Genomic DNA, 19,098 nt, shown 5'->3' on the forward strand with positions numbered 1-19,098 from the left:
TGAGTCGTTGACTCCGCGTGCTTGGAAGTGGTTACTTTCCGGTTTCGGATTCAGCCAGAGAGGTGGGGACCTGTGGGGATGCGTTTCCCGAGACGAACGCGCGTGGGTGCGGCGGTGGCCGCCGCGGCGCTGGTGACCGGCGCGTTCACGCCGGCCGCCCAGGCGCAGCAGCAGGGCGGCACGGTGCTGCGCGTGGCGCTGGTGCAGGAGATCGACCACCTGAACCCGTTCCTCGCCTCGTTCGCCTCCAGCACCATGGTCGGCCGCATGACGTGGGAGTTCCTCACGCTGCCCTCGGCCGAGGACAACACCCCCGCGCCGGGCCTGGCCGAGTCCTGGTCCACCTCGCCGGACAAGCTGACCTGGACCTACCGGATCCGCCACGGCGTCAAGTGGTCCGACGGGCAGCCGGTCACCGCGAAGGACGCGGCCTACACCTTCACCCGGATCATGACCGACGAGAACGCGCAGGAGGCCAACGGCACCTACGTCGAGAACTTCGAGTCGGTCACCGCCACCGACGACCACACCCTGGTCATCAAGACCAAGACCCCGCAGGCCAGCATGACCGCGCTGGACGTGCCGATCGTGCCCGAGCACATCTGGGCGAACCAGCCGAACATGACCGACCCGGCCACCGACTCGGTGCCCGTCGTCGGCGTCGGCGACGGCCCGTTCCTGATCACCGAGTACCGGCCGAACGAGCTGGTCCGGCTCAAGGCCAACCCGGACTACTGGCGCGGCAAGGCCAAGATCGACGAGCTGCAGTTCATCAGCTACAAGAACTCCGAGGCCGCGGTCAACGCGCTGCGCAACGACGAGGTCGACTTCGTCAACCGGCTCACCTCGACCCAGTTCGACACGCTCAAGAACGCCGACGGCGTCACCACCAACAAGGCCACCGGCCGCCGCTACCGCGAGCTGATCATCAACCACGGCGCCCAGCTGCTGTCCCGCCAGCCGATCGGCGACGGCAACCCCGTGCTCAAGGACGTCCGCGTGCGGCAGGCGATCGCCCGGGCGCTGGACCCGCAGACCCTGGTGGACAAGGTGCTCGGCGGCTACGGCCAGACCGGCGGCGGCATCGTGCCCGCCTCCTTCCCGGCCTACCACTGGGAGCCCTCGGCGAGCGAGCGGTACGCCTTCGACCCGGCTGCCGCCAACGCCCAGCTCGACCAGGCCGGCTACCCGCGCGGCGCCGACGGCGTGCGCATCGGCCCGGACGGCAAGCCCATCGAGCTGCGGCTGCTCGGCCGCGCCAGCGAGGACTTCGCCCAGCGCGCCTCCGACTACGTGGTCAGCTGGCTGGGCGCGGTCGGCATCAAGGTGACCAAGCAGCTGGTGTCGGACAACGAGGTCGACGACCGCACCAACGACGGCAACTACGACCTGGCCTTCTCCGGCTGGGGCACCAGCCCGGACCCGGACTACATCCTGTCCAAGCAGACCTGCTCCGCGCTGCCCGCCGTGGCCGGCAGCAGCAGTAGCACCGCGTTCTTCTGCGACCCCGAGTTCGACCGCCTCTACGCCGCCGAGAGCACCGAGTTCGACCCGGCCAGGCGCGCCGACCTGGTCAAGCAGGCCCAGGCCCGCTATTACACCCAGGTGCCCAGCGTCGTGCTGGACTACGACAACGTGCTCGAGGCCTACCGGTCGGACAACTTCGCGAGCTTCACCAAGCAGCCCGCGAGCACCGGCCAGATCATGGAGCAGAGCGGCTACTGGGGCTTCTACGGCGCCACCCCGGCCGAGGGCGGCTCGTCCGCCGGCGGCGGCCTGTCCGGCGGCGCCTGGATCGCCATCGGCGCCGGTGTGGTGATCGTGGTGGCGATCGCGGGCACGGCCGCCGGGCGGCGCCGCAAGTCCGCCGACGACCAGGAGTAGGCGTGACGAACGCGGTCTCCACCGCCGCGGCGGAGCTCGACGAGCCCCGCCGCGGCACCGGCACGGCCCGGTTCCTGCTCGGCAAGCTCGGCGGCGCGATCGGCAGCCTGCTGCTCGTGGTCGCCCTGGGCTTCCTGCTGTTCCGGATGATCCCCGGCGACCCGGTCACCACCCTGACCCGGGACCGGCCGACCAGCCCGGACCAGCTGGCGCAGCTGCGCGCCCGGCTCGGCGTGGACCAGCCGCTGTACCAGCAGTTCCTGGACCACCTGGGCGGGCTGCTGCGCGGCGACCTGGGCACCTCCTACGGCTACAACCGGCCGGTGAGCGCGCTGATCGGGGAGCGGATCGGCCCGACGCTGCTGCTCGTCGGCACCGCCACCGTGCTGGCCGTCGCACTCGGCCTGTGGCTCGGTGTGCGGGCGGCGTGGCGGCGCGGCAGCCGGTTCGACCGCACCCACACCGGGATCGCGCTGACCCTGTGGTCGATGCCCCAGTTCTGGCTGGGCCTGCTGCTGCTCATCGCCACCCAGGGTGTGTTCCCCAGCGGCGGCATGCGCTCCCCGGACACCCCGCCGGAGTTCTTCCCGCAGCTGCTCGACATCGCCCACCACCTCGCGCTGCCGTGCGTCACACTGCTCGCGGTGATCTACGCCCAGTACATGCTGGTGATGCGCTCGTCGCTGCTGGGCGAGATGAACGCCGAGTACCTCACCACCGCGCGCGCCAAGGGCCTGCGCGAGGACCTGGTGCGCCGCCGCCACGCGGTGCCCAACGCGCTGCTGCCCACGGTGACGCTGGTGTTCCTGCAGTTCGGCCTGGTGGTGTCCGGCACCGTCACGGTCGAGACCGTGTTCTCCTGGCCCGGGCTGGGACTGCTCACCTACGAGGCGCTGCGGGTGCCGGACCTGCCGCTGCTGCAAGGAGTCTTCGTGGTCATGGCCGGCTCGGTCATCGTGATGAACCTGATCGCCGAGGTGCTCTACCGCGTGCTCGACCCCCGGGTGCGTGCCCAGTGACCGCCCCTGCCGCGATCGCCTGGCAGCGCCGCCGCGCCGCGGCCGCCGCCGTGTGGCGCGAGTTCGCCGCCGACCGCGGCGGACTGGCCGGGCTCGGCGTCCTGGTGCTGGTGGTGCTGCTGGCCGTGCTGGCGCCGGTGATCACCGACCCGGCCGGGCTGGACGTGGTCAACGCCGCCGGAAAGCCCTTGCAGCCGCCCAGCGGGGAGTTTCCGCTGGGCACCGACATCGACGGCCGCTCGGTCCTGCTGCTCACGCTGTGGGGCGCGCGGGTGTCGCTGCTGGTCGGGTTCGCCGCGACGATCCTGTCGGTGCTGATCGGCACGATCGTGGGCATCGCCGCCGCGCACTTCGGCGGCTGGATCTCCGGCGTGCTGATGCGGTTCACCGACTTCTTCCTGGTGCTGCCCTCGCTGGTGCTGGCGATCGCGCTGTCCACGGTGCTGCCGCACGGCGTGCCGACGATCATCGTCGCGGTCGGCGTCACCTCCTGGCCCACCACGGCCCGGCTGGTGCGGGCGCAGACGCTGACCATCGAGTCCCGGCCCTACATCGAGCGGGCCCGCGCCCTGGGCGGCGGGCACCTGCACGTGATCGGCAAGCACGTGCTGCCCGGGGTGATGCCGCTGGTGCTGGCCAACACCACGCTCGTGGTGGGCAACTCGATCATCGCCGAGTCCACGCTGTCCTTCCTCGGCCTCGGCGACCCGACCGCCCCGTCGTGGGGCCAGATGCTGCAGCGCGCCCTGTCCTCGGGCGCGGTCACCGGGGGAGCGTGGTGGTACCTGATCCCGCCCGGGTTGGCGATCGTGGTGATCGTGCTGTCGTTCACCCTCGCCGGCCGCGCGCTGGAGACGGTGCTCAACCCGCGGCTGAAGGGGGAACACGCGTGAGCCCGCTACTGGAGATCAAGGACCTTCGCGTCTCCTACGCCGAGGTGGAGGCGGTGCGCGGCGTGGACCTGACGCTGGCGCCGGGGGAGACGCTGGGGGTCGCGGGGGAGTCCGGGTCGGGCAAGTCCACGGTCGCGATGAGCGTGCTGCGGCTGCTGCCCAAGTCCGCGCGGGTGACCGGCGAGATCCTGCTGGACGGCGAGGACGTCACCACCATGCGCTGGGGACACCTGCGCGCGGTGCGGTGGGCCAAGGCGTCGGTGGTGTTCCAGGGCGCCATGCACGCGCTCAACCCGGTGCGCACCATCGGCGACCAGATCGCCGAACCGATCCGGCTGCACGACCCGTCGGCCACCGACGTGGACGCGCGGGTCGCGGAACTCCTGGAATCGGTGGACCTGCCGCCGTCCCGGGCCGGGGCGTACCCGCACGAGCTGTCCGGCGGGCAGAAGCAGCGCGTGATGATCGCGATGGCCCTGGCCTGCCGCCCGCGGTTGATCATCGCCGACGAGCCGACCACCGCGCTCGACGTGATCGTGCAGGCCCAGGTGCTCGACCTGCTCAGCCGCCTGGTCGCCGAGCACGGCCTCGGGCTGGTCATGATCAGCCACGACCTGTCCGTGCTCGCCGCGACCTGCTCGCGCATCGCCGTGATGTACCGCGGGGAGATCGTCGAAGAGGGCCCCTCCGACGAGGTGATGCGCACGCCGAAGCACGAGCACACCCGCGCGCTGGCCGCCGCGTTCCCCACCGTCGGCGACCCGGCCGCGCGGTTCGCGCCCGCGACCACCACACCGCTGCCGCCGGAACCGGACACCCCGCCCCCGCCGGACGTGCTGCTGGCCGCGGAGAACCTGCGGGTCAGCTTCCGCGACCGCCGAGGCGCCCGCATCGACGCCGTCGCCGGGGTGGACCTGCAGGTGCGGCGCAACGAGATCGTCGCGCTGGTCGGCCAGTCCGGCTCCGGCAAGACGACCCTGGCCCGCACGCTGCTCGGCCTGCAGAAGCCCACCTCGGGCGTGGTCCGCTACGACGGGCAGCCGGTGCCCGCCTCCGGCGCGGCGCTCAAGGCCTACCGGCGGCACGTCCAGCTCGTCCTGCAGGACCCGGCCAGCGCGCTCAACCCGCGCCACACCGTCTACGAGGCGGTCGCCGAAGGGCCGCGCATCCACCGGCTGCCCGGCGACGAGCGGCAGATCGTGACCGAGGCGCTGGAGGCCGCGGAACTGCGCCCGGCCACGCACTTCCTGCACCGGCTGCCGCACGAGCTCTCCGGCGGGCAGCGACAGCGCGTGGTGATCGCCGGCGCGCTCGCGCTGCGGCCCGGCGTGCTGGTCGCCGACGAGCCGGTCGCCTCCCTGGACGCCTCGGTGCGCGGCGAGATCCTCGGGCTGCTGCTGCGGCTGCGCCGCGAACTCGGCCTGGCCGGGCTGGTCATCACCCACGACCTCGGGCTGGCGTGGAACATCGCCGACCGCGTGGCCGTGATGTACCGGGGCGAGCTGGTCGAGGTCGGCACCGTCGAGGAGGTCCTGCTCGACCCGAAGCACGACTACACGCGCTCCCTGCTCGCGGCGTTGCCCGGGGGGACGACCCGCAGTGCACTACCGTCCTGAATGCCCGCGAGTCAAGGAAATGACGTTCCCGGCGCGAACCCGCACGGGAACGGTGTGTAATCTCCGTGGACGAAATGGCGACCACCACTGACCCCGCTCCCGGTGCGCCCGCGCAGGCGCACCCGGCCGCGCGCGTGCGCGTGCCCTCGCGGTTCCCGTACCGCACGATCGCGATGGGCACCCTCGGCAGTCTCCTGCTCCTCATCGGCGCGCTCGGGGCCGGCGGGATCCTGATCCGCGACCCGGTGCTCGGGCACGGCCCGCTGTCCTGGGTCCGCTACGGGCACGGGCAGATGCTCGCCAACGCGGTGCTCTACGGCGGGTTCGCGCTGGTGGTGTGGGCGTGGGTCCGGCTGGGCCGCTACATGCTCGCCGGGCGCGTCGGCAGCAGGCCGATCCTCGTCGCCGCCGCGTGCTGGATGGCGCCGCTGCTGATCTCGCCGCCGCTGTTCACCCGCGACGTGTTCTCCTACCTCGGGCAGGGCGCCCAGCTGCTGCACGGGCTCGACCCGTACGCGCACGGCCCGGCCGAGCTCGACGTTCTGCGCGACGTCGTGCAGAACGTGCACCCGGTGTGGCAGACCACCCCGGCGCCCTACGGCCCGCTGTTCCTGCTGATCGCCAAGGGTGTCGTGGCGCTGACCGGCGACAACGTGATCGCCGGGGTCATCGTGACGCGCCTGGTGCTGCTGGTCGGCCTGGCGATGATGCTGTGGGCGCTGCCGCGGCTGGTGCGTCACCTCGGCGGCAAGCTGCCGATCACCGTGTGGCTCGCGGTCGCCAGCCCGATGACCGTGATCCACCTCGTCGGCGGCCCGCACAACGACCTGCTGATGCTCGGTTTCCTCACGCTCGGTGTGCTCGCCGCGCTGGAACGCAAGCACGCGGTCGCGATCGTGCTGGTCACCATCGGCATGCTGATCAAGCCGACCGCGGCGGTCGCGCTGCCGTTCCTGGTGTGGGTGTGGGCCAACCACCTGCCGCACCCCAGCCGGATCCGCAACTTCCTCCAGGCCGGCGCGATCTCGGTCGGCCTGTTCGGGATCGTGTTCGTGGTCGGCACCTGGGTGTCGCTCGGCTCGTTCAACCTCGGCTGGGTCACCGGCCTGCAGGCGCCGACGCTGGTGACGAACTGGCTGAACTTCCCGACCGGGCTGGGGCAGCTGGCGCACACGCTGGTGAACCTGGTGATCACCGTGCCGGAGTCGCCGTTCGTGACGGTGGCCCGCGCCCTGGCGATGCTGACGCTGGCGGCGTTCATGGTGCGGCAATGGTGGAAGGCCCGGAACGGCGGCAACGAAGCGATCTTCCGGATGGCGATGGCGCTGCTGGCCACCGCGATCCTCGCCCCGCCGACCCTGCCGTGGTACCTGACCTGGGGCTTCGTGATCGCCTCGGCGTTCCCGTGGCGGCGCAGGCACCTGGCGATCGTGGTCGCCGTGGCGTCCTTCCTGGTGCTGGCCTACTACCCGACGGGCGAACAGGCCCTCTACGACTGGTGGTTCGTCGCGCTGGTGCTGGCGCTGTCGGTCTACGCGGCGGCGTCCCTGCTGCGCCCCGACCCGCTCGGCCTGGTCGGCGCGTGGCGGCGGCAGCCCGAGGTGCCGGACTTCGTCGGCAAGGACTAGCGAGCCACGCCGGCGTCAGGCCGATCCGGCCCACCCGCTCCACCGCGTCACGCGCGTGCGGACCACTGGCCCTTGGGGCGGGCGACGGGCGTACTGCGGGTACTTCGCCCGCAACCACTCGACCGCGCCGGGGTCGTGGTCCTCGACGGTCGCGGTGCCGTCGGCCCGGGACCACCACAACCGGGTCCAGTCCTCGTCGTAGGCGTCGGCCAGGAAGCTCACCGCCGGGTTCGCCGCGATGTTCGCCAGCCGCCGCAACGCGGTCGTCGTCTTGGGTTTGTGGTCCACGGCGAACACGATCTCCTCGCCGGACACCGCGAACGTCACCGGCACCAGGTGCGGCTGTCCGTCCGCCGACACCGTTGCCAGCCGCGCCACCCGCGCGGCGGCGAACCGCTCCCGCGCCTCCCGCGGATCAAGCCGCATCGGTGATCACGCTCAGCGCGTCCGTGTCCAGCACCGCCCCGACCCCCAGCGGCACCGTCAGCGACCCCTCGACGTGCCCGAACGGCACCCCCGCCAGCACCGGCACCCCCAGCGGCGCCAGCCGCTCCAGCATCAGCGCCCGCACCTCCGCCGGATCCCCACACCGCGTCCAGGTGCCGAGCACGACCCCGGCCACCCCGGCGAACCAGCCGGACCGCAGCAGCTGCGTGAGCATCCGGTCCAGCCGGTACACCGGCTCGCTCACGTCCTCCAGCACCACGATCGCCTCCCGCGCGCTGCCCTGCTCGGGTGCGCCCACACTCGCGGCGAGCAGGCTCAGGTTCCCACCGGTCAACCGGCCACGCGCGGTGCCGGGCACCAGCGCCTCGGTCCCGGGCAGCGTCACCGGCCCGGGCGTCAGCAACGCCCGCCGCAGATGCTCCCCGCCCGTCTCGTCCCAGTAGTCCCCGGCGGGCATCGGCGAGAACAGCGTCGGCAGGCCCAGCTGCTCGTGGATCGCCGCGTGCAGCGCGGTCACATCGCTCGACCCGGCGAACACCTTCGCCCCGGCGCCCCGCAGCGCGCGCCAGTCGAGCAGGTCCAGCATCCGCTGCGTGCCGTACCCGCCGCGCGCGGCGAGCACCACGTCCACCTCGGGGTCCAGCCACGCCTCGGTGAACAACTTCGCCCGCGCCGCGTCGGTGTCGGCCAGGTACCGAACCGGCCGCGAGCCCGGCGTGACCAGGTTGTGCACCCGCAGCCCCCAGGAGGCGAGCACGCCCAGCGCCCGCTCCAGCCGCTCGGGTGCGACGGGGCCGGCGGGCGCGACCAGCGCGACGGTCGTCACGAGCGCAGCTCCAGTTCCGGCACCCCGGGCGTGGCGAAGCCGAACACCTGCCCGTAGAAGGACAGCTCGGCCTCCAGCGCGGCGATCATGGTCTCCGCCTTGCGGAACCCGTGCTGCTCGCCCTCGAAGGTCAAGTACCCGTGCGGGATGCCGCTGCCGGCCAGCGCGGCCACGAACCGGTCGGCCTGCTCGGGCGGGCAGATCTGGTCCTCCAGCCCCTGCAGGAGCAGGACCGGCCCGGCCAGCCGGTCGGCGTGCCGCAGCGGTGACCGCTCCACGTAGCGCTCGCGCGCCTCGGGCAGCGGCCCGACCAGCCCGAGCACGTAGCGGGACTCGAAGTCGTGGGTCTCGCCGCCGTCGCCGGTCCACTCGGCCAGGTCGAGGATCGGGTACTTGATCGTCGCCGCGCGGTAGGTGGTCACGCTCGTCATCGACGCCGCCGAGGTGTAGCCGCCCGCGCTGCCGCCACGCACCGCGAGCCGCGCCGGGTCGGCGGTGCCCTCGGCGGCGAGAGCTTCCGCGACGGCGGCGCAGTCCCGCACATCGACCACGCCCCACTGTTCGCGCAGCCGTTCCCGGTAGGCGCGGCCGTAGCCGACCGAGCCGCCGTAGTTGACCGCGACGATCCCGATGCCGCGGCTGGTGAAGTAGGCGAAGTCCAGGTCGAGATCGCCGGACACGCGCCCGGTGGGGCCGCCGTGGACGTGCACCAGGTAGGGCGGGCGCTCGCCCTCGGGACCGGTGAAGCCGGGATTGGCCGGCGGGTAGACGTAGGCCGGGATCGGCACGCCGTCCGGGCCGGGGAACGTCCGTTCCTGGGGCACCGGCAGGTACTCCGCGGGCGGCAGCGGGTGTGCGGGCGGGGTCAGCTCGGTCACCGCGCCGCTGCCGAGGTCGACGTGCACGACGGCGCTCTCGTGGCGCGGCCCGGCGGCGATGCCCGCGACCCCATCGCCGTGGCGGGCCAGGGTCGCCGCCCAGCTGGTCAGGTGCTCCGCGACCGGCGTGACCGACCCGGTGTTCTCGTCGAGCACGGCCAGCCGCCCGGAGTCGAGCACGGCGTGGCGGCCGCCGCCCAGCGGCACGAACCAGTTCGACCCGATCTTCCACAGCGGCCCGCCCAGCTCCCGCTCGCCCGGGACGAGAGCCACCGCCGTGCCGTCGAGCCCGATCCGGTGCAGGTTCCACCAGCCGTCCGGATCCACCAGCGCGAGCAGCGTGCCCGCGTCCTCCCACTCCACCTGGCACACCGATACGCCCGGCCCGCCGGCGAGCACCCGGTGCGGGCCGAAGCCCTCGGGCCGCACCTCGGCCACGCACAGCTCGGTGGCGTCCCACGGCATGTCCGGGTGGTCCCAGCCCAGCCAGGCCGCGTGCCGCCCGTCCGGCGACAGCCGCGGCGCGGTGAGGAAGTGGTGACTGGCCGCCAGCGGCACCACCTCGCCGCCGGACAGGGACACCAGATCGCGCCGGATGTCGGTGCGCCGCGGCCCGGTGCTCGTCTCCCGCACCGCCCACACCGCGCCGTCGGGACCGGGACGCAGGTCGCCGAACCGGACACCCTGCGGCACGTGCGGCTCGGGTGTGACCGGAACCACCTCGCCGCTGTCCAGGTCGCGTGCGTAGACCCGCTGATCGTCCCAGTGGGTGAAGAACAGGGTCCGGCCGATCACCAGCCACGGCCGCCCGCCGTACTCGTGCACCCGGTTCCGCGCGTTCCACGGCGACGGCAGCATCTCCTCCGCGCCGTCCTGACCAGCGCGGACCAGTGTCAGCCTGCCGCCTTCGGCCGGCCGCGCCTCGGCCCACCAGACGGTGCCGCCGACGACGTCGAGCCACTGCGCGCCACCGCCCGCGGCGGCGACGTCGGCGGCGGAGATCGGGGAGGTCCAGGTGCCGTACGGCGCGGTTTCAGCCACCGCCGCACTCTAACTAAGATGCAAGCGGGGGCGGCGGATGCCGATCATGAAACGGTGGCATAGGGTCGGGGGTGCCATGGCTCGTGTAATCCACGTCTTCCGCCAGCCCGACCGGTTCGTCGCAGGGACCGTCGGGGAACCCGGCGACCGCACTTTCTACCTGCAGGCCACCGAGGACGTCCGCACGGTGAGCGTGACGATCGAGAAGCAGCAGGTGCAGGTGCTCGCCGAACGCCTGTCCTCGCTGCTGGAGGAGATCGTCGCGCGCTTCGGCGCCGACGTGCCCGAGACCGTGCCCGACGACCTCGTCGACGTCGACCCGCTCGAGGTGCCGGTCGAGGAGGAGTTCCGGGTCGGCACGATGGGCCTGGGCTGGGACGCCGAATCCAGCGCGGTCGTCATCGAGCTGCTCGCGATGACCGAGGGCGAGGTCGACGAGACCGTCGTGCTCGACGACACCGAGGAGGGCCCGGACGCGGTGCGCGTGTTCCTCAGCCCGGCCGCGGCGCGGGCGTTCGCCGAGCGCGCGGACCGGGTGGTGCGCGCCGGCCGCAAGCCGTGCCCGCTGTGCGGCGAGCCGCTGGACCCGGAGGGCCACATCTGCCCGCGGCAGAACGGCTACCGGCGCAACACCGACCTGGCCGACGAGAGCTAGACGTGGCCCCACCGGTCGGCCCCGCCGATCCCCACGCCAGGGAGTTGCTGACCCGCGGCCGCCTGACCGTCGAAGGCCGCCTGGTCGACGCCTCCAACGTCACCCTGTTCTGCTCGATCGAGCTGGACGGGTTGTCCGCGCAGGCGGTGTACAAGCCGGTGTCCGGGGAGCGGCCGCTGTGGGACTTCCCGGACGGCACGCTGGCCGGCCGCGAGGTCGCCACCGCCCTGCTGTCCGAGGCGGCCGGGCTGGGCAAGGTGCCGCCGACGGTGCTGCGGGACGGCCCGTTCGGCGAGGGCATGGTGCAGCTGTGGGTGGAAACCGGCGACGAGGAGCTGATCGACGTCCGGTCGCCGAAGGACGTGCCGGACGACTGGCGCATCGTGCTGCACGCCCACGACCGCGCGGGCGAGCCCGCGGTGCTCGCGCACGCCGACCACCCCGGCATGCGGGACCTGGCGGTGCTGGACATCATCGCCAACAACACCGACCGCAAGGGCGGGCACGTCCTGGTCGGCACCGACGGCACGGTGTACGGCGTCGACCACGGCATCTGCCTGCACGCCGAGCCGAAGCTGCGCACGGTGCTGTGGGGCTGGGTGGGCGACCCGCTGCCCGGCGAGACCCTGGACAAGCTGCGCGCCCTGCCCGGCAAGATCCGCGGCGAGCTGGGCGAGCAGCTCGTGCCGCACCTGACGAAGCTGGAGATCAGCGCGATCGCCGAACGCGCCGAGATGCTCGTGGCGACCGGCGTGTTCCCCGAACCCGGCGACGACTGGCGCGCCATCCCCTGGCCGCTGTTCTGACCTGACCTTCCACCAATCCGGTGGCCGCCCTCACCCGAACTCGTGACGGGCCGGTGCGTGAGCTTTCGCCGTGCCCGGTGTCTGGCCTACTGAAGCGAGTGTGAATCCGGGGAGGCTGTGCATGGGCGGGACGCGGTGACGGCCGGGGCCCACCTCGGCGAGGTCCTGGACGACGCGACGCTGGTCGCGCGGGCGCGTGACGGTGACGTGCGCGCCTACGAGGAGCTGGTGCGCCGCTACCAGGGCCGCATGTACCGGCTCGCGCTGCGGATGCTGGGCAGCGCCGGCGACGCCGAGGACGTGGTGCAGGAGGTGTTCCTCACCGTGTGGCGGCGGCTGGAGCAGCTCGCCGACGACCGGGCCTTCGTCGGCTGGCTGTACCGGTCGGTCACCAACCGCTGCCTCAACGTCATCCGCGCCCGCCGCCCGGTCACCGACGTCGACCCGGACGACACCGAGACCCGCCGCGGCGACGCCCGGCCCGAGCGCGCCGCCGAGGTGAGCGCCCAGATGGCCGCCCTGACCGCGGCACTGGCCGGGCTGACGCCGGAGCAGCGGGCCTGCTGGCTGCTGCGCGAGGTGCACGGCCGGTCCTACGAGGAGATCGCGGAGGCCGTGTCGACCTCGCCGGGCGCGGTCCGCGGGCGCATCGCGCGAGCCCGTGCGCAACTGGCGGAGGTGATGCAGCCATGGCGCTAGACCAGACCACCCACGACCTGCCCTGCGGCCGGTCGCTGGAGGACGTGTGGGACCGCCTCGACGCGGTCACCGAGCACGACCTGACCTGCCCGCACTGCTCGACCGCCCGCGGCAGCCTGCTCGCCCTGCGGGACGCGACCCGCGAGCTGGCGGCGGAGCAGACCGAGCCGTCGCGGGACCTGACCGAGCGGATCATGTCCGCGGTCCGCGCCGACGTGCGGCGCTACCGCGGCATGGTGCGGCTGTCCGCGCCGGAGCCCGGCACGCTCGAGGTGAGCGAGCAGGCGGTCGCGGCCGTGCTGCGGTTCGCCGCCGACGAGATGGACGGCGTCCGCGCCCGCCGCTGCCGGGTCACCACCGCCGGGCTGGACGCCGACGGGCGGACGCTGATCGAGGCCGAGCTGACCATCGCCACCGCCTACCGCGACGACCTCGCCGACGTGCTGGCGCGGCTGCGGGACCGGGTCGGCGCCGCGTGCTCGTCCGGGATCGGCGTCCGGCTGGTGCGGCTGGATCTGCGGGTCGACGACTTCTACGACCGGTGAGAGGGGGAACTGGTGCACGTCGAGTGGATCGTCGAGGACGCCGTGGTGGCGTCGGTGGCCGCGCACGCCGCCCGGTCGGTGCCGGGCGTGGCCCGGCTGGAGCCGGGCGTGGCGGGGCTGGTGCGCGGCTGGGGCCGGGCGCGGTGGCAGCAGGTCAAGGGCCTCACTCCGGCACCCGCGGACGGGGTGAGCGTCCGCCGCGCCGGGGACGACGTCGAGGTGTGGGTGGGCATCGCCACCCGCGCCGGGGCGCAGGTGGCCGCGGTCGCCAGGGCGGTGCAGCGCGAGGTGCGCGCCCGGCTGCACCGGGACACCGGGGTGCGGCCCGGTCAGGTGTCGGTGACCGTGCTGGACATCGAACGATGACCCCGCGCGCCGAGCACGTCGAGGCGATCCTGACCGCATTGTCCGAAGTGGACGGCCTGCGCCCGGCGGCACCCGCGGTGCGGCCGGTGGCGTCGTGGAACCCGGCCGCGCTGGCGGTCGACCTGACGCCGGAGGTCGTGCGCGTGCGCCTGGTCGCCACCGCGCTGCCGCTGCCGCCGCGGCTGCGGCTGGCCGGGGACGCGGTCGCGAAGGCACTGGTGGGAAGTGCTTACGCGGACGCGGAAATCCGGCTCGTGGTGACCGATGTGGACGGAACCGCGTTCGGCGCGTGACGTTTCCGCGGCGGCGGTGTCGGAAGAAGTGGGAACACCAACCGGAAAGGGGAGAGAAGATGAGCAGTGCGACCGAGGAGAAGGCCGCCGCGGTGAGCAAGCTGGCGGCGAGCTCACTGGTGACCAGCCAGGGCACCACCACGATCGCGAGCACGGTGGTGCAGAAGATCGCCGGGCTGGCGGCGCGGGAGATCCCGGGCGTGTACGACCTGGGCGGCGGCGCGGCGCGGGCGTTCAACGCGCTGCGCGAGCGCATCCCGGGCGCCAGCGGCAGCGTCGGCCAGGGCGTGTCGGTCGAGGTCGGGGAGAAGCAGGCCGCGGTGGACCTGCAGATCGTGGTCGAGTACGGGGTGTCCATCGCCGATCTGGCGCAGGCGGTGCGGGCCAACGCGATCGGCGCGATCGAGCAGATGACCGGGCTGGAGGTCGTCGAGGTCAACATCACCGTCAACGACGTGCACCTGCCCGACGACGACGAGCCGCAGGGCGGCGCGCCCGCCCGGGTGCAGTGACGTGAGCGCCACGATCGCCGGTCTGCTGACCGGGCTCGTCCTCGGCCTGGCCGCCGCGTTCGGCGGGTTCGGCGCGTTCCTGATCGTCGCCGTGCTGGGCGGGCTGGGCCTGCTGGTGGGCCGGGTGCTGGACGGCAAGCTCGACTTGTCCCGGTTCACCGACCGGGAGCGGAGGTGAGCCGGTGACCGTCGAAGCGCCGGAGCGGCGCGGCACCACGGTCGTGGCCGACCGGGCGGTGCAGCGCATCGCCGAACAGGTGATCACCGGGCTGGACGGCGTGGGCGGGGCCGCGCGCCGCGTGCTCGGGGTCGCCGTGAGCAGTGGTGATCCGGAGCAGCCGGCCAACGTCACCGCGCGGGTGCGGGACGGCCGGGTCAGCCTGGCCGTGGAACTGTCGGTCGGCTACCCGGCCCCGGTCGCGCGCACCACGCGCGCGGCGCGGGAACGGCTGATCCGGCGGGTCGGCGAACTGACCGGGCTGGTCGTGGAACGGGTGGACATCACGGTGACCGCCCTGCACAGCGACCGGTCGCGGGAGAGGAACGTGACATGACCCGCCGGTCCCGGCGCAGCCTCGCGGCCACCCTGGTGGCCCTGATCGGGGTGATCGGGTGCGTGCTGGTGGCGACCAGCGCGGTGCAGCTCCTGCTGGGCGAGCGGCCGGTGCTGGACTACGACGCCGTCGCCGCCTGGCTGCACGCCACTCGCTGGGAAGCGCTTCCCGTCGCGATCGGCGGGGGATTGCTGGCCGCGGTGGGCCTGGTGGTGCTGCTGGCGGCGGTGCTGCCCGGCCGCGCGCTCGTACTGCCCTTGTCGGGGGGAAGCAGCAGGGTCGTCAAGGCCGGCGCGAGCCGCCGCAGCATCACCGGGAGCCTGCGCTCGGCGGCCGAATCGGCCGACGGGGTGGAGTCGGCGAAGGTGCGGCTGCGGCGGGGCAGCGTGACCGCGAAGGTGCGCGGCGGCCGGCTGGCCGCCGACGACGTGGCCACGCAGGTGCGGCAGGCGATGGAGGACCAGCTGGACCGCATCGCCCCGGCCCGGCGGCCGCGGGTGAAGGTGCGCGTGAGGAGCACGGCATGACCCGCCTGAACCGTCCCGCCCGGCTCAACCGGACCCTGCTCGCGCTGATCGGGCTCGTCCTGCTGGCCGGGGGCGGGTTCGCCCTGGCCACCTCGGTCGGCTGGCTGCGCGTGCTCGACCGCTCGCGGCCGCTCGTCCCCGGCGACGACCGGCCGCCGGCGTGGGTGCTGTACGTGACGGTGGTCGTCGCGGTGGTGCTGGGGCTGCTGTTCCTGCGGTGGCTGGCCGCGCAGGCGATGCGCCGCCCGAAGACGCAGACCTGGCGCCTGGAGGACGATCCGGCCCGCGGGGTCACGAAGCTGGCTGCGGACGCGGCGGTCGCGCCGTTCGAGTCGGAGATCGCGGCGTACCCGCAGGTGCGCTCGGCGGACGCGACGCTGTCCGGCACGCAGGACCGGCCCACGCTGCTGGTGACGGTGACCGCCGAGCCGGGCACCGACCTGACGGCACTGCGGGAGCACATCGTGACCGACGGCGTGGCGCGGTTGACGCAGGCGCTGGACCTGACGGAGCTGCCGTCGGTGATCGAGTTCCGCATCGCCGCGGAAGCGGCCGCGCGGGTGATCTAGACCGGCACCGCGGTTCGCTGGGCGTCGTAGGCCTGGCGGGCCGCGGCGATCTCGCCGCGGTACTTCTCCGCCCAGGAGGTCAGCCCGACCAGCGTCTGGTGCAGCTCGCGGGCCATGTCGGTGAGCGAGTACTCCACCCGCGGCGGCACGGTCGGGTACACGGTGCGCACCAGCAGCCCGTCGCGCTCCAGCTTGCGCAGCGTCAGCGTCAGCATGCGGCGGCTGATGCCCTCCACCTCCCGCTCCAGCTGGGTGAAGCGGACCGGCCCGCGCGCGGCGGTGACCAGGATGCCGATCGCCCACTTGCCGGCGACGTGGTCGAGGACCTCGACGATCGGGCACGCCTCGGTGACGGGGGAAGCGGTGTCAGCAGCCATACCTCGATGGTTCCATGTCCGCCCCTCAGTTACCAGCCGTCTCCCATGGCGATCGTGGCGTGCATCACAGCCTCACCGGTGGGACCAGGAGTGGTACATCGGTGTTCCTCTGGCACAGAGAACTGCCTTCTTCCGGACACGATCACGGGCTCACATGATGGCCCCAGTTACAAATCGTGCCCCTTTGGAGGTCAAGGCCATGTCCCTCGATCAGCCGGCCGGACGATCGCGGTGGCTCGCGCTCGCCGTGCTGTCCGCGCAGACGCTGATGATCGTGCTCGACCAGACGATCGTGAACGTCGCCCTGCCGGCCATCCGCGACGACCTCGGCTTCACGCCGTCGAACCTGTCCTGGGTCGTCAACGCCTACCTGATCCCCTTCGGCGGGCTGCTGCTGCTCGCCGGCCGCCTCGGGGACCTGGCCGGCCGCCGCCGCGTCTTCCTCGCCGGGATGGCCGTGTTCACGCTGGCCTCGCTGCTCGCCGGGCTCGCCTGGAACCCGGAAACCCTGATGGCCGCGCGGTTCCTGCAGGGCGCGGGCGGCGCCGCCTCGACCGCGGTCGCGCTGGGCATGGTCGTCCGGCTGTTCCCGGAGCCGGCTGAACGCGCCAAGGCGCTGGGCGCGTTCAGCTTCGTGCAGGCCGCGGGCGGCTCGATCGGCAGCATCGCCGGCGGTGTGCTCACCCAGGCGCTGAGCTGGCACTGGATCTTCCTGATCAACCTGCCGATCGGCCTGGCCGCCGGCGCGGTCGCGGTGCGGGTGCTGGAGAACGACCGCGGCCTCGGGCTGCGTGCCGGCGCGGACTGGCTGGGCGCCGCGCTGGTGACCGCCGCGCTGATGCTCGGCGTCTACACGATCGTCGAGGTGGAGTCCCACGGCTGGGCCTCGGCGCACACGCTCGGCTTCGGCGCCCTGTCGCTGGCGCTGCTGGCCGCGTTCGGCATCCGCCAGGCCCGCACCCGCGACCCGCTGCTGCCGCCGCGGATCTTCGCCTCGCGCGGCCTGTCCGGGGCGAACCTGACGATGGCGCTGCTGGTGTCGGCGATGTTCGGGTTCCAGTTCCTGGTCGTGCTGTACCTGCGGCAGGTGCTGGGCCTGAGCGCCCAGGCCACCGGGCTGGCGATGGTGCCGATCGCCGGGACGATCGCGCTGGTGTCGCTGGCGGTCTCGCCGCGGCTGTCCACCCGCTTCGGCGACTACCGGGTGCTGCTGGCGGGGCTGGTGCTGATCGGCGGCGGGCTCGCCTGGCTGGCCCGGGTGCCCGCCGACGGCGGCTACGCGACCGACGTGCTCGGTCCGACGCTGGCGATGGGCGCCGGGTTCGGCCTGGCCATGCCCGCGCTGATGGGACTGGGCATGCGGGACGCCGCCGCCGACGACACCGGTCTGGCCTCCGGGCTGTTCAACACGACGCAGCAGGTCGCGGGCGCGCTGGGGCTGTCGGTGCTGGCGGTGCTCGCCGCGACGCGCACCGAGTCGCTGACCGGGGTGCGGCCGGAGGAGGCGCTCACCTCCGGCTACCACCTCGCCTTCTGGGTCGGGACCGGGCTCGTCGCGGCCGCCTTCGTCGTGGCCGCGGTGATGCTGCGCCCCGGCGTGGCGGCGCGACGAACGGGGGAACCCGGCGCTACCGTCGCGGATCGTGCGCTCCCACAGCTATGACGACATCCTCGCCGGCCCGCGCAGACGCAAGATCCCCGAGGTCGTGGCGGAGCGCGGGCTGGTGGTCGAAGAACCGGGAAGCGGTTTCTGCGGCGCGGTGGTCCGGTTCGAGCACGGGAACGTGGTGCTGGAGGACCGCCACGGCCGCCACCGCGTGTTCCCCCTGGCACCCGCCGGGTTCCTGCTCGAGGGCAAGCCGGTGACGCTGGTGCGGCCGAAGGCCGCGCCGCCGTCACCGGCTTCGGCGCGTTCGGCGTCGGGATCGGTCAAGGTGCAGGGGCTGCGGGCCCGCACCGCGCGTGACTCGCGCATCTGGGTCGAGGGCAAGCACGACGCCGAACTGGTGGAACGCGTGTGGGGGCACGACCTGCGCGTCGAAGGCGTCGTGGTGGAGCCGCTGGACGGGGTCGACGTGCTGGCCGAGGCGATCGCGGAGTTCGGCACCGGTCCGGGGCGGCGGCTGGGTGTCCTGGTCGACCACCTGGTGGCGGGCAGCAAGGAGTCCCGCCTGGTGGACGCGATCCGTGACGAGCACGTGCTGGTCACCGGCCACCCCTACGTCGACGTGTGGCAGGCGGTGAAACCGTCCGCGGTCGGCATCCGCCAGTGGCCCACGGTGCCGCGCGGCACGCCCTGGAAGGAAGGCGTGTGCGCGGCGCTGGGCTGGGGCGAGACCTACGAGGGCTGGCAGCGCGTGCTGGCCGCGGTGAGCAGCTACCGCGACCTGGAGACGCCGCTGATCGGCGCCGTCGAGCGGCTGATCGACTTCGTGACCGACCCGGAAGGCTGAATCCGGCAGGTCACACCGAGATCACTTCGGGTCGTCCGCTGGTCGCGACCGGTCACTATCTGCCACGATGGACGCATGACACCGGCGCTCGTCTGGCTGATCGTCGCCATCGTCCTGATGGCCGCCGAGGTGCTGTCCGGCGACTTCTTCCTGCTGATGCTCGGCCTCGGCGCGCTGTTCGGGGCCGGTGCGGCCCTGATCACCGGCAACATCGTCGTCGACGCGGTCGTGTTCGCGATCGCGTCCGGAGCGCTGATCTTCCTGGCCCGGCCCGCGCTCAAGCGCCGGTTCCTGACCGGGACGGGTCACCGCACCAACACCGAGGCCCTGATCGGCGCCAGGGCCGTGGTCGTGTCCGTTGTGGACGGCCACTCCGGGCGTGTCAAGCTGGCCGGCGACGTGTGGTCCGCACGGGCCATCGCCGACGGTCAGCGAATCGAACCCGGCACGACCGTGACCGTGGTAGAGATAGCGGGCGCCACGGCCGTGGTGGCGCCCGAGCCGTAACCA

At 73.2% G+C, this 19,098-nt stretch carries 23 protein-coding genes; 19 read left to right on the top strand and 4 right to left on the bottom strand.

Annotation, left to right across the window (positions count from 1 at the left end; all coding sequences use genetic code 11):
• The first annotated feature begins 102 nt into the window (after positions 1–102).
• The 5 genes from IE290_RS05085 to mptB all read left to right on the top strand — a co-directional run bounded on the left by IE290_RS05085 (position 103) and on the right by mptB (position 7,040).
• Complete coding sequence (locus IE290_RS05085; RefSeq protein ID WP_191243289.1) at positions 103–1,884, top strand: ABC transporter substrate-binding protein; 1,782 nt, start codon at positions 103–105, stop codon at positions 1,882–1,884.
• A 2-nt stretch (positions 1,885–1,886) separates the two neighbouring features.
• Positions 1,887–2,903, top strand: coding sequence for an ABC transporter permease (locus IE290_RS05090; RefSeq protein WP_191243290.1), 1,017 nt, complete (start codon positions 1,887–1,889; stop codon positions 2,901–2,903).
• Complete coding sequence (locus IE290_RS05095) at positions 2,900–3,796, top strand: ABC transporter permease (protein ID WP_191243291.1); 897 nt, start codon at positions 2,900–2,902, stop codon at positions 3,794–3,796. Before IE290_RS05090 ends, IE290_RS05095 begins: the two co-directional genes overlap by 4 nt.
• Complete coding sequence (locus IE290_RS05100; RefSeq protein WP_191243292.1) at positions 3,793–5,412, top strand: dipeptide ABC transporter ATP-binding protein; 1,620 nt, start codon at positions 3,793–3,795, stop codon at positions 5,410–5,412. Before IE290_RS05095 ends, IE290_RS05100 begins: the two co-directional genes overlap by 4 nt.
• A 74-nt stretch (positions 5,413–5,486) precedes the next feature.
• Positions 5,487–7,040: a polyprenol phosphomannose-dependent alpha 1,6 mannosyltransferase MptB gene (gene mptB, locus IE290_RS05105; protein ID WP_191243293.1), complete on the top strand. Its 1,554-nt coding sequence runs from the start codon at positions 5,487–5,489 to the stop codon at positions 7,038–7,040.
• Positions 7,041–7,055: 15 nt separating this feature from the next.
• On the opposite strand, the gene IE290_RS05110 is transcribed toward mptB, so the two are convergent.
• Genes IE290_RS05110 through IE290_RS05120 form a run of 3 tightly spaced genes read right to left on the bottom strand, consistent with a single transcriptional unit; the run spans position 7,056 to position 10,232 of the window.
• A complete protein-coding gene (locus IE290_RS05110; RefSeq protein WP_191243294.1) occupies positions 7,056–7,466 on the bottom strand; it encodes a TIGR03668 family PPOX class F420-dependent oxidoreductase in 411 nt (136 codons plus the stop codon).
• Positions 7,456–8,313, bottom strand: coding sequence for a S66 peptidase family protein (locus IE290_RS05115; RefSeq protein WP_191243295.1), 858 nt, complete (start codon positions 8,311–8,313; stop codon positions 7,456–7,458). The genes IE290_RS05110 and IE290_RS05115 overlap by 11 nt, the downstream gene beginning before the upstream one ends.
• Positions 8,310–10,232, bottom strand: a complete 1,923-nt coding sequence (locus IE290_RS05120; RefSeq protein WP_191243296.1) for a S9 family peptidase — start codon at positions 10,230–10,232, stop codon at positions 8,310–8,312. Before IE290_RS05120 ends, IE290_RS05115 begins: the two co-directional genes overlap by 4 nt.
• A gap of 76 nt (positions 10,233–10,308) precedes the next feature.
• On the opposite strand from IE290_RS05120, the gene IE290_RS05125 reads away from it, so the two are divergent.
• From IE290_RS05125 to IE290_RS05175, 11 genes are all read left to right on the top strand, one after another.
• Positions 10,309–10,887, top strand: coding sequence for a DUF3090 domain-containing protein (locus tag IE290_RS05125; RefSeq protein WP_191243297.1), 579 nt, complete (start codon positions 10,309–10,311; stop codon positions 10,885–10,887).
• Between the two features lie 2 nt (positions 10,888–10,889).
• On the top strand, positions 10,890–11,693 hold the full coding sequence (locus tag IE290_RS05130) for an SCO1664 family protein (protein WP_373300389.1): 804 nt from the start codon (positions 10,890–10,892) through the stop codon (positions 11,691–11,693).
• Between the two features lie 135 nt (positions 11,694–11,828).
• A complete protein-coding gene (locus IE290_RS05135) occupies positions 11,829–12,392 on the top strand; it encodes an RNA polymerase sigma factor (RefSeq protein ID WP_191243967.1) in 564 nt (187 codons plus the stop codon).
• The gene (locus tag IE290_RS05140) at positions 12,383–12,937 is read left to right on the top strand and encodes an Asp23/Gls24 family envelope stress response protein (RefSeq protein ID WP_191243298.1); all 555 of its coding nucleotides are present in this window, start codon (positions 12,383–12,385) and stop codon (positions 12,935–12,937) included. Before IE290_RS05135 ends, IE290_RS05140 begins: the two co-directional genes overlap by 10 nt.
• A 12-nt stretch (positions 12,938–12,949) precedes the next feature.
• Positions 12,950–13,303, top strand: coding sequence for an Asp23/Gls24 family envelope stress response protein (locus IE290_RS05145; protein WP_191243299.1), 354 nt, complete (start codon positions 12,950–12,952; stop codon positions 13,301–13,303).
• Positions 13,300–13,596, top strand: a complete 297-nt coding sequence (locus tag IE290_RS05150; protein WP_191243300.1) for a hypothetical protein — start codon at positions 13,300–13,302, stop codon at positions 13,594–13,596. Before IE290_RS05145 ends, IE290_RS05150 begins: the two co-directional genes overlap by 4 nt.
• A 59-nt stretch (positions 13,597–13,655) precedes the next feature.
• Positions 13,656–14,108, top strand: a complete 453-nt coding sequence (locus IE290_RS05155; RefSeq protein ID WP_191243301.1) for an Asp23/Gls24 family envelope stress response protein — start codon at positions 13,656–13,658, stop codon at positions 14,106–14,108.
• Between the two features lies 1 nt (position 14,109).
• Positions 14,110–14,286, top strand: coding sequence for a hypothetical protein (locus IE290_RS05160; protein ID WP_191243302.1), 177 nt, complete (start codon positions 14,110–14,112; stop codon positions 14,284–14,286).
• Between the two features lie 4 nt (positions 14,287–14,290).
• A complete protein-coding gene (locus IE290_RS05165; RefSeq protein WP_191243303.1) occupies positions 14,291–14,662 on the top strand; it encodes an Asp23/Gls24 family envelope stress response protein in 372 nt (123 codons plus the stop codon).
• Positions 14,659–15,189, top strand: coding sequence for a DUF6286 domain-containing protein (locus IE290_RS05170; RefSeq protein WP_191243304.1), 531 nt, complete (start codon positions 14,659–14,661; stop codon positions 15,187–15,189). The genes IE290_RS05165 and IE290_RS05170 overlap by 4 nt, the downstream gene beginning before the upstream one ends.
• Positions 15,186–15,758, top strand: a complete 573-nt coding sequence (locus IE290_RS05175; RefSeq protein WP_191243305.1) for an alkaline shock response membrane anchor protein AmaP — start codon at positions 15,186–15,188, stop codon at positions 15,756–15,758. Before IE290_RS05170 ends, IE290_RS05175 begins: the two co-directional genes overlap by 4 nt.
• On the opposite strand, the gene IE290_RS05180 is transcribed toward IE290_RS05175, so the two are convergent.
• Positions 15,755–16,135 (bottom strand): winged helix-turn-helix transcriptional regulator, encoded by a 381-nt coding sequence (locus IE290_RS05180; protein WP_191243306.1) that lies wholly within the window; start codon positions 16,133–16,135, stop codon positions 15,755–15,757. The genes IE290_RS05175 and IE290_RS05180 overlap by 4 nt on opposite strands.
• A gap of 199 nt (positions 16,136–16,334) precedes the next feature.
• Here IE290_RS05180 and IE290_RS05185 point away from each other — a divergent pair, with 199 nt between their 5' ends.
• From IE290_RS05185 to IE290_RS05195, 3 genes are all read left to right on the top strand, one after another.
• Positions 16,335–17,798 carry a DHA2 family efflux MFS transporter permease subunit gene (locus IE290_RS05185; protein ID WP_191243307.1) on the top strand — a complete coding sequence of 488 codons (1,464 nt, stop codon included), beginning with the start codon at positions 16,335–16,337 and terminating at the stop codon, positions 17,796–17,798.
• The gene (locus IE290_RS05190) at positions 17,779–18,588 is read left to right on the top strand and encodes a DUF3097 domain-containing protein (protein ID WP_191243308.1); all 810 of its coding nucleotides are present in this window, start codon (positions 17,779–17,781) and stop codon (positions 18,586–18,588) included. Before IE290_RS05185 ends, IE290_RS05190 begins: the two co-directional genes overlap by 20 nt.
• A gap of 75 nt (positions 18,589–18,663) precedes the next feature.
• Positions 18,664–19,095 carry an NfeD family protein gene (locus IE290_RS05195; protein ID WP_191243309.1) on the top strand — a complete coding sequence of 144 codons (432 nt, stop codon included), beginning with the start codon at positions 18,664–18,666 and terminating at the stop codon, positions 19,093–19,095.
• Positions 19,096–19,098: the final 3 nt, after the last annotated feature.

The sequence above is a fragment of the Amycolatopsis deserti genome (genome assembly GCF_014653945.1).
GTDB classification, from domain to species: domain Bacteria; phylum Actinomycetota; class Actinomycetes; order Mycobacteriales; family Pseudonocardiaceae; genus Amycolatopsis_E; species Amycolatopsis_E deserti.

Coding starts and splice junctions, on each gene's coding strand:
- IE290_RS05180 (WP_191243306.1), bottom strand. CDS start 16,135: ATGGCTGCTGACACCGCTTCCCCCGTCACCGAGGCGTGCCCGATCGTC.
- IE290_RS05175 (WP_191243305.1), top strand. CDS start 15,186: ATGACCCGCCTGAACCGTCCCGCCCGGCTCAACCGGACCCTGCTCGCG.
- IE290_RS05125 (WP_191243297.1), top strand. CDS start 10,309: ATGGCTCGTGTAATCCACGTCTTCCGCCAGCCCGACCGGTTCGTCGCA.
- IE290_RS05110 (WP_191243294.1), bottom strand. CDS start 7,466: ATGCGGCTTGATCCGCGGGAGGCGCGGGAGCGGTTCGCCGCCGCGCGG.
- IE290_RS05195 (WP_191243309.1), top strand. CDS start 18,664: ATGACACCGGCGCTCGTCTGGCTGATCGTCGCCATCGTCCTGATGGCC.
- mptB (WP_191243293.1), top strand. CDS start 5,487: ATGGCGACCACCACTGACCCCGCTCCCGGTGCGCCCGCGCAGGCGCAC.
- IE290_RS05155 (WP_191243301.1), top strand. CDS start 13,656: ATGAGCAGTGCGACCGAGGAGAAGGCCGCCGCGGTGAGCAAGCTGGCG.
- IE290_RS05170 (WP_191243304.1), top strand. CDS start 14,659: ATGACCCGCCGGTCCCGGCGCAGCCTCGCGGCCACCCTGGTGGCCCTG.
- IE290_RS05140 (WP_191243298.1), top strand. CDS start 12,383: ATGGCGCTAGACCAGACCACCCACGACCTGCCCTGCGGCCGGTCGCTG.
- IE290_RS05150 (WP_191243300.1), top strand. CDS start 13,300: ATGACCCCGCGCGCCGAGCACGTCGAGGCGATCCTGACCGCATTGTCC.
- IE290_RS05185 (WP_191243307.1), top strand. CDS start 16,335: ATGTCCCTCGATCAGCCGGCCGGACGATCGCGGTGGCTCGCGCTCGCC.